Genomic DNA, 6,803 nt, shown 5'->3' on the forward strand with positions numbered 1-6,803 from the left:
GTCCGGTGCGCCCTCGGCGATAATCCGCCATCTCGCGGAGAACACCGATGTCGCTCAGCCCTTTGTTTAACGCCTCACCCGTCATCCAGATCCACGCGCTGATCGCCATCGCCGCCTTGCTGCTCGGCGCCATGCAGCTCTGGCGCACCAAGGGCGACCCGCTGCACCGCGCGCTTGGCCGCATCTGGGTGGCGCTGATGGCGACGGTCGCCGGCTCCGGCCTGTTCATCTGGACGATCCGGCTGTGGGGGCCGTTCAGCCCGATCCACCTTCTGTCGCTGCTGGTCCTGGTCATGCTGTGGCGCGGCGTGCGCGCGGCGCGCGGCGGCAACATCGCCGCCCACCGCCGCATCATGCAGGGCACCTATATGTTCGGGCTCATCATCACCGGGCTTTTGACCTTCATTCCCGGCCGCACCATGCATGCCGTCGCCTTCGGGCCGCAGGGCGCGACACCGCAGAAGCTGGCGATCTTCGCCGCTTTGGTCATCCTCGCGGCAGCGGCGGGCCTCTACGCCGCGCGCCGTGCGCGGGTGCCAGGCTGAGTGTCGGCCGGCGAAGCCGCCGCCCTCACCGATCCTTTCCTTGTTCTGGCCATGTTGCACTGCAAAAAGCATGTTGCATTGCGATATCGGCCGGCCAGGCCGAGACGCGGGCGGGCTTGAAGCAACGAAGGAGCTGTCGTGGCGGCATCGTTTCGGCCTGATATACAGGGATTGCGCGCGCTGGCGGTCGGCGGCGTCGTGGCCTATCATTTCGGCCTGTCGGCGCTCCCCGGCGGGTTTGCCGGCGTCGACATCTTCTTCGTCATCTCCGGTTGGCTGATCACCACGCACCTTATGGGCGAGATCACCGAGACCGGCCGGCTCGACCTTTGGCGGTTCTACGCCCGGCGCGTCCGGCGCCTGCTGCCGGCGGCCCTGTTCGTGATCCTGGCGACGCTTGGCGCTGGTTATTTCATCCTGGCGCCGCAGGAGCAGGCGCTCTATTCGCGCGGCGCGATGTATGCGTCCACCTACGCCATCAATCTGTGGCTGCTGCGCTGGTCGTTCGACTATTTCGCGGCCGACGCCTTGAGCAATCCCTTCATCCACTTCTGGTCCCTGTCGGTGGAGGAGCAGTTCTATCTCGTCTGGCCGGCGCTGCTGCTGTTCGCTGCCTGGCTGCGTCCGGGCCGGCACATGGCTGTCGTGGTGATCGGCGTCGCCGGCCTCGCTTCCTTCGCCGCCTGCCTGTGGCTGACCAGCCTCTCGCCGGCCTGGGCCTTCTACTTCTCGCCGCTGCGCGCCTGGGAGTTCGCCGCCGGCGGCCTGGCGACGCTGGCGCCGGCAGCCTTGTGGCAACAGCGGCCATGGCTGCGGACAGCGGGGGGCTGGCTCGGCCTCGCCATGATCGCGGTGGCCTATCTCTGCTTGAGCGAAGACCTGCCCTTCCCCGGCTGGTACGCGCTGCTGCCGGTGGCCGGCACGATGCTGGTGCTGCTGAGCGGCGCCGGCGAAGAACGCGACAAGCAGTCAGCCCGCCGGCAGGCCCTCGCGCCCGCTTCCCTGCTTTCCCTGCCGCCCTTGCAATGGGTCGGTACGCTCTCCTATTCCCTCTATCTCTGGCACTGGCCCGTCATCGTCTATGCCGGCATGCTGGCGCCGGATCTCACCACCTCGCAGCGCCTCGGCTGCGTCGTGCTGGCGCTGGCGCTGGCATTCCTCACCTATCATTTGATCGAGAATCCGGCGCGGCGCGGCGGCTGGGTGACGGCGGGCGCTCGAGCGCTGGCCCCCGCCCTGGCCCTGACAGGCGTGGGCGTGGCGGCGGCCTATGCCAATGCGCATCTGGCGACTCGCAACATCGATCCCGCCCAGCGCGGCATCGAGGCGGCCGCCGAACAGCCCTCCATCGCGCGGGCCGTGGACAAGAACTGCCTGCTCGACTTCCACACGGTGAAGCCGAAACCCTGCACCTTCGGCCCGGTCGATGCTGCCCACACAATCGTGCTGTTCGGCGATTCGCACGCCGACCATTGGTCGACCCCGCTGGTCGAGGCGGCCAGGCGAAACGACACCAAGGTGGTCACCTATCTCAAGTCCTCGTGCCGCGCTTCGCGGCTCTCGACCTTCAACACGGTGCTGAAGCGCGACTACACCGAATGCGACGCCTGGCGCGAACAGGCGATCGCCGACATCATCCGCCGCAAGCCGCGCCTCGTGGTGATCTCGGAATTCTCGATCGGCAACCTGACGCGCGACATGCCCGCCGCCGGCCGCAAGGCCGAGACCGCGCGCTGGCAGGACGGCCTGCGCTCCACCCTGCAGGCCTTCAGCCAGGCCAGCGTCGAGACCGCCGTCATCCGCGACACACCGATCGGCGACAGTTTCGCCAATTCCTGCGTGGCGCGCGCCCTGTGGTGGCGCGAGGCTCCCTCGCGCTGCGACACGCCGAGGGCGCAGGCCGCCAATGACGGTGCGGCGGCGCAAGAGCGCGCCGTGGTCAAAAGCGTGCCCGACACGCTCTATGTCGACCTCACCGACCGCTTCTGCGGCCCCACGCAGTGTCACGTTTTCATATCGGGCAAGCTGGCATTTCGTGACCGGCATCACCTGGCGACGGCCTTTGCCGAGACCTTGGAGGGGCCGCTGGAGAAGGCGTTGTTCTGAAAAATTCGCCCCCCTCTCCGCGGGGTGAGCGTGGTCCGCGCAGCCGATGGAAAGCCAATTTGCCTGGCTTTCCGATGCGAAGGGCAGGTGCCGGCAGGCTGATCAGGGGCGGCGTGTCCGCCCCCTTTGCGCAAACATCCGTCCCGACCGTGGAACGAGCCGGCCTCCCGGGAGTTATATTAGATCAACCTGAAAAGGAGGTAGCCATGAAGAAGCTCCTGCTTGTATCGGTTATCGCCATTGCTTCGGCGGCGGCGATGATCGCCCCGGCCGCCGCCCGCAGTCACGTCTTTATCGGCATCGGCGGCTTCGACAATTATTACGGCAATGACTATTACGATGGCTATGGAGGCTATGGCGGCCGCTATGTCTATAGCCCCTACGATTCCTATGATGACGGCTACAGGCCGCGTTATTTCCACCGGCACCACCGCTGCCACATCGAAGTGATCAATCACTGGCGCCACCATCACAGGATCGTCGAGGAAGTCCGCGTCTGCGGATAGGCTGATCCCCGTGATCTGATCCGGCCGGCATCGCCGGTCGGATCGTTTCGTCCTCACCGCCCCATCATCATCCCATAGTGCACCGCCAGCAGGTCCAGCCCGACCTTCAGGAGCTTCGTCACCACGTCCCTGCCCTCGCCTGTCTGCTCCGCCAGGCTCTTGATCGAGCCGCCGACGCAGCAGACTTGCCGCACCACCGCCGCGACCTCCCAATGCCCCAGCGCCCTTGTGGCGGCGGCATGCGCGCGGCCGGCATCGAGCACGCTGTCGGCGATGCCGCCGCCATGGCGGCCGCCGTCGACGCGCTCGCTCCAGCGCATCGGTCTCACGCTCGCCTGCTGGCTGCACTGGAAATCCTGGCGATAGCGCTGGCCGGCCTCGCGCTGCTGGCGCGACAGCGAGGTGATGCCCAGGAGCGGGTCGACATTGCGCACCCGCACGATGCCGCCGGTGGAGGTATAGCCGTCATTCGACACCTCGTAGACGCGCCGCGCTTCCGCCGTGCCGGCGGCCAGCCGCTTGCGGCCGAAGGCGTCGTCGACGAGCGCGAAATCATGGCCGAGCTCGCGGCGGATGCGCACCTGCTCTGCCTCGCCCTGCGGCAGTTTCGGCGCCTGCGGTCTGGCGGCTTTGGCTTTCTTGGGCATGAGGTGCCTCCTTTGGGTTTGGGGTGTTGGATAGTGAGCCGGGCCTTGCAGAACTTGGGTTCCTCACCCCCGTGAAGCGGGGAAGGTGGAACGGGCGAGGCGGACCGGGGGCTGCGCCGACGGTCGAACAAAAGGCGGCACGGCGAAACAAGTAATCTCGTGCTCCATTCTCAGCCGGCTTTGGCCTGGTCGATGGGGTCCTCCTCTCCGACCGGGCTTCGCCGGGCAACCTCTCCGCCACGGCGTGGGAGCGAGGACCCCGCGCTCCGCCGCGCAATCAGCTCGCGCATCGTTTTGCGCTCCCGCACTTCGATGCAGAGCTGCGCGCTGGACGGGCAGAACTGGGCGTTGCCGCTTCTCACCTCGCCGCGCACGAAGCGCTGGATGGCGGCCTGCAGATCGGCAAGCTCGGCGTCGCGCACCGCGCCGAGATAGCCGCGCATCTGCATCTCGACATCAGTCAGGGCGGATTGCGGGAAGCATGAGAACATCGCGGCCAGCGCCTTCGTCGCCTGCTGCAGTTCGGCTGCGGTCATGGCTGCGGATCTCCTCGATGATGGCGTTGGCGGCGTCGGTGTGGGTCTTCGGGCGCTGCCAGCCGGGCGGTTTCTTGGCACTGGCTGCGCGCGATGAAGAACGCTGCCTGCTGTCGCGACAGAAGGAATCTCGTTCTCCTTGGGCCGAGGGATCCCGGTTGTTTTCGCCTGAAAAAGCGGGAGCTTTTTCACTCTGGTTTCTGGAGTCTGGAAAATGCCGCGGCAAAACACCGGCATTTGCCGCCCCATGCGCCTTTGTTTTCAAGGCCGTGACGGCACCGCCGCGTGCGCCGGCGGCGGCCCTCGTCTCGCTTTTGACCCGCGCCTTGTGCAGCTCCTTCGTCAGCCTCTTGTGGCCGACCTCGCCCGCCTCGCGCTCGAGGAAGCTCAACAGATCGGCGCTGATGGCGCGCCATCTTTTCAGGGAAAGGCGCGCGACCCGCGCGAGCTTGGCGTCGTCGTCGGGGAGCCGGCCGCCGGCGTTCCACATCGCCATGAGGATGAGCATGTAGGCGCCGATCTGCTCGGTGGAGAGCTGCAAGGTGTCGCCGACGAAATCGGAGACGTAGAGCTGCATGAAGGGCCGCTCGCTCATGCCATGCCTGCACGCAAGCTAATGGAACCAGCCGCCGGCCCGCACGTTATGACGCGTCGATTCCAAGGGGAGGTTTGCCGATGACGGCGTTCATGCCGATTACGCTGCGTTTCTGCGACAACAAGACCATGCTGGTCGGCTCGGTGGCCGACGCCGAGACGGCATTGCGACACCAGTGGCCCGATAAGACCGCACCCGCCTATATGGAGGCCGCAAGGCTGGTCCGCCTGGCAGTCGAGGGCAGTTGCTGCCCGCGCACCGCTTTCGAGGCCTTCAGCAAGACCGCCAGGCAACAGGGCGTATTGGTGGTGAAGCCGAGAAGCCGCGCGCATGACTGGCTCGACGCCGCCGCCGGCCCGTGAATCCGGGGCCATGCAACCGCGTGGCGGCCTTGCGCGTTTATAAGCGCGGGCTTTATAGTCTCGCTCAGATCGAAGGTGAACGCCGTGGGTACGCTGAAAACCGGAGTGCCGCTGAAAGTCAGCCTGGAAGGGCATGTCGAGGAGATCGACACCGTCAGCGATGCCGCCGATTTCCTGCAGCGCTGGCCGATCGAGCGGCGCGGCCACGTCTATCGCAGCGCGCTCAACGCCTGCAGTGCCGCGATCGCCGCGCAAATCTCCGAATCCGACGCGATAAAGGTGTTCACCGGCTTTGCCCGCGTCTCCGGCATCCTGGTTGCCGAGGGTGGCCCGGCCATGCGGCTCGAGGCACGCAGCGTGCAAAGCCGCATGCCCAAGCAAGGCCGGCAGATGCCGAAATAGGCGTCTTTCTCCCCGTTCAAGGGGAGAGAGCAGCGGTGCCAGCGTTTCGGCAAGTGGCATTTGCCCTGTCCAAGTCCATCTCACAGAGTTTTTTCCTGTGTTAACGCGCGCTGCCCCTCATCCGCCTGCCGGCACCTTCGCCCCGTGAGCGGGAGGAGGTAAGCTCACTGGCAAACCCGCCGCTGAAACCGCGCCTGATGGTAGACGCAGTAGCTTTTCCGCCCTTTGGTTCGCATGCCGCAGCACAGCATGTCGGCGCCAGGCCGGCCGCCCGGCGCGTCGTTCTCCGGGTTCTCTTCCAGCGCCAGGTCGAGCGGCGCGCGGCAGCGGTCGAACAGGCAATCGATGAAGCGCATCGCCACGCCATGCGGCTGGCGGCCGATCGGTCCACGCTGGGGCGCGGGCACCTCTAGACGGTAGGCCTCGCCATCGGCGATCAGCACGCCCACCTCGCGGACGAAGAGGCGTGGCGGCAGCCAGGCCGGCGAGGAATCGCGCCTGGTCCGCGCCTTGTTCTTGCGCGCGTCCTCGACGGCATCGACGCCGGCGCGCTTTTGCGCCCCCGCCTCGCCGCTGGCCTTGCCATTTGCCCGCTTTGCGGACGCCGGCTTGCGTATTGCCTGCTCGCCGGCGGCCTGTCTCGCGGCCGGCGGCATCCCCCGGCCATTGGCAAAGCCGATCGCGCCGAGCACGGTGTTGCGGTGGACGATGCCGATGATGGCGTTGCGTGAGACCGGACTGCCGCGCAGCGCGCTGAACGCCGCCGCGATCCTCGAGGCCGAAAGCCCCTCCTTCAGCCAGTGTGCGATCTCTTGCAGTTCGGCGTCGCTGTAGCTTGCCATTCCAGGCTCCATCCAGGGGTCCGCCTTCGCCGCGCTTGCAAGCGCGCCGTCGGCCAGGCGTCAGGGTTCAGGCCCGGTCCGGGCCACGGTCAGGGTGTTCGGGGCGAAAGCCGGCTCGCGGGCCGGATCAGCCGGAGCGGATCGAGTGCCCGGCGGTCAGGCGTGCCAGCCGCGCCGCCGCCGGCTCCCTGTCGGGAGCCGGAACCGCCCTGCCCGTCATCGGCTCGAACACGGTGCCGTCCTGCGTGCGGATGCAGGAGCG

Annotated in this window: 9 protein-coding genes; 5 read left to right on the plus strand and 4 right to left on the minus strand. The window is 67.1% G+C overall.

What is annotated here, in order from left to right:
• Positions 1-47 precede the first annotated feature (47 nt).
• The 3 genes from C1D09_RS27580 (at position 48) to C1D09_RS27590 (ending at position 3,157) form a co-directional block, all read left to right on the plus strand.
• Entirely contained in the window at positions 48-545 is a 498-nt protein-coding gene (locus C1D09_RS27580; RefSeq protein ID WP_143977214.1) for a DUF2306 domain-containing protein, read from the plus strand.
• A 138-nt stretch (positions 546-683) separates the two neighbouring features.
• Positions 684-2,651: an acyltransferase family protein gene (locus C1D09_RS27585; protein WP_143977215.1), complete on the plus strand. Its 1,968-nt coding sequence runs from the start codon at positions 684-686 to the stop codon at positions 2,649-2,651.
• Positions 2,652-2,857: 206 nt separating this feature from the next.
• On the plus strand, positions 2,858-3,157 hold the full coding sequence (locus tag C1D09_RS27590) for a hypothetical protein (protein ID WP_143977216.1): 300 nt from the start codon (positions 2,858-2,860) through the stop codon (positions 3,155-3,157).
• Between the two features lie 53 nt (positions 3,158-3,210).
• On the opposite strand, the gene C1D09_RS27595 is transcribed toward C1D09_RS27590, so the two are convergent.
• The 3 genes from C1D09_RS27595 to C1D09_RS27605 form a co-directional block, all read right to left on the minus strand.
• Complete coding sequence (locus tag C1D09_RS27595) at positions 3,211-3,804, minus strand: DUF6456 domain-containing protein (protein ID WP_143977217.1); 594 nt, start codon at positions 3,802-3,804, stop codon at positions 3,211-3,213.
• 170 nt (positions 3,805-3,974) lie between these two features.
• Positions 3,975-4,340 (minus strand): hypothetical protein, encoded by a 366-nt coding sequence (locus C1D09_RS27600; RefSeq protein WP_143977218.1) that lies wholly within the window; start codon positions 4,338-4,340, stop codon positions 3,975-3,977.
• Complete coding sequence (locus C1D09_RS27605) at positions 4,261-4,935, minus strand: YdaU family protein (RefSeq protein WP_143977219.1); 675 nt, start codon at positions 4,933-4,935, stop codon at positions 4,261-4,263. Before C1D09_RS27605 ends, C1D09_RS27600 begins: the two co-directional genes overlap by 80 nt.
• Positions 4,936-5,015: 80 nt before the next feature.
• Here C1D09_RS27605 and C1D09_RS27610 point away from each other — a divergent pair, with 80 nt between their 5' ends.
• The gene (locus C1D09_RS27610; protein WP_143977220.1) at positions 5,016-5,297 is read left to right on the plus strand and encodes a DUF982 domain-containing protein; all 282 of its coding nucleotides are present in this window, start codon (positions 5,016-5,018) and stop codon (positions 5,295-5,297) included.
• A gap of 84 nt (positions 5,298-5,381) precedes the next feature.
• A complete protein-coding gene (locus tag C1D09_RS27615; RefSeq protein WP_167514781.1) occupies positions 5,382-5,699 on the plus strand; it encodes a DUF982 domain-containing protein in 318 nt (105 codons plus the stop codon).
• Positions 5,700-5,863: 164 nt separating this feature from the next.
• On the opposite strand, the gene C1D09_RS27620 is transcribed toward C1D09_RS27615, so the two are convergent.
• On the minus strand, positions 5,864-6,541 hold the full coding sequence (locus tag C1D09_RS27620) for a GcrA family cell cycle regulator (protein WP_143977222.1): 678 nt from the start codon (positions 6,539-6,541) through the stop codon (positions 5,864-5,866).
• Between the last annotated feature and the right edge of the window lie 262 nt (positions 6,542-6,803).

This window comes from Mesorhizobium intechi, from assembly GCF_002879535.1.
Taxonomy (GTDB): domain Bacteria; phylum Pseudomonadota; class Alphaproteobacteria; order Rhizobiales; family Rhizobiaceae; genus Mesorhizobium; species Mesorhizobium intechi.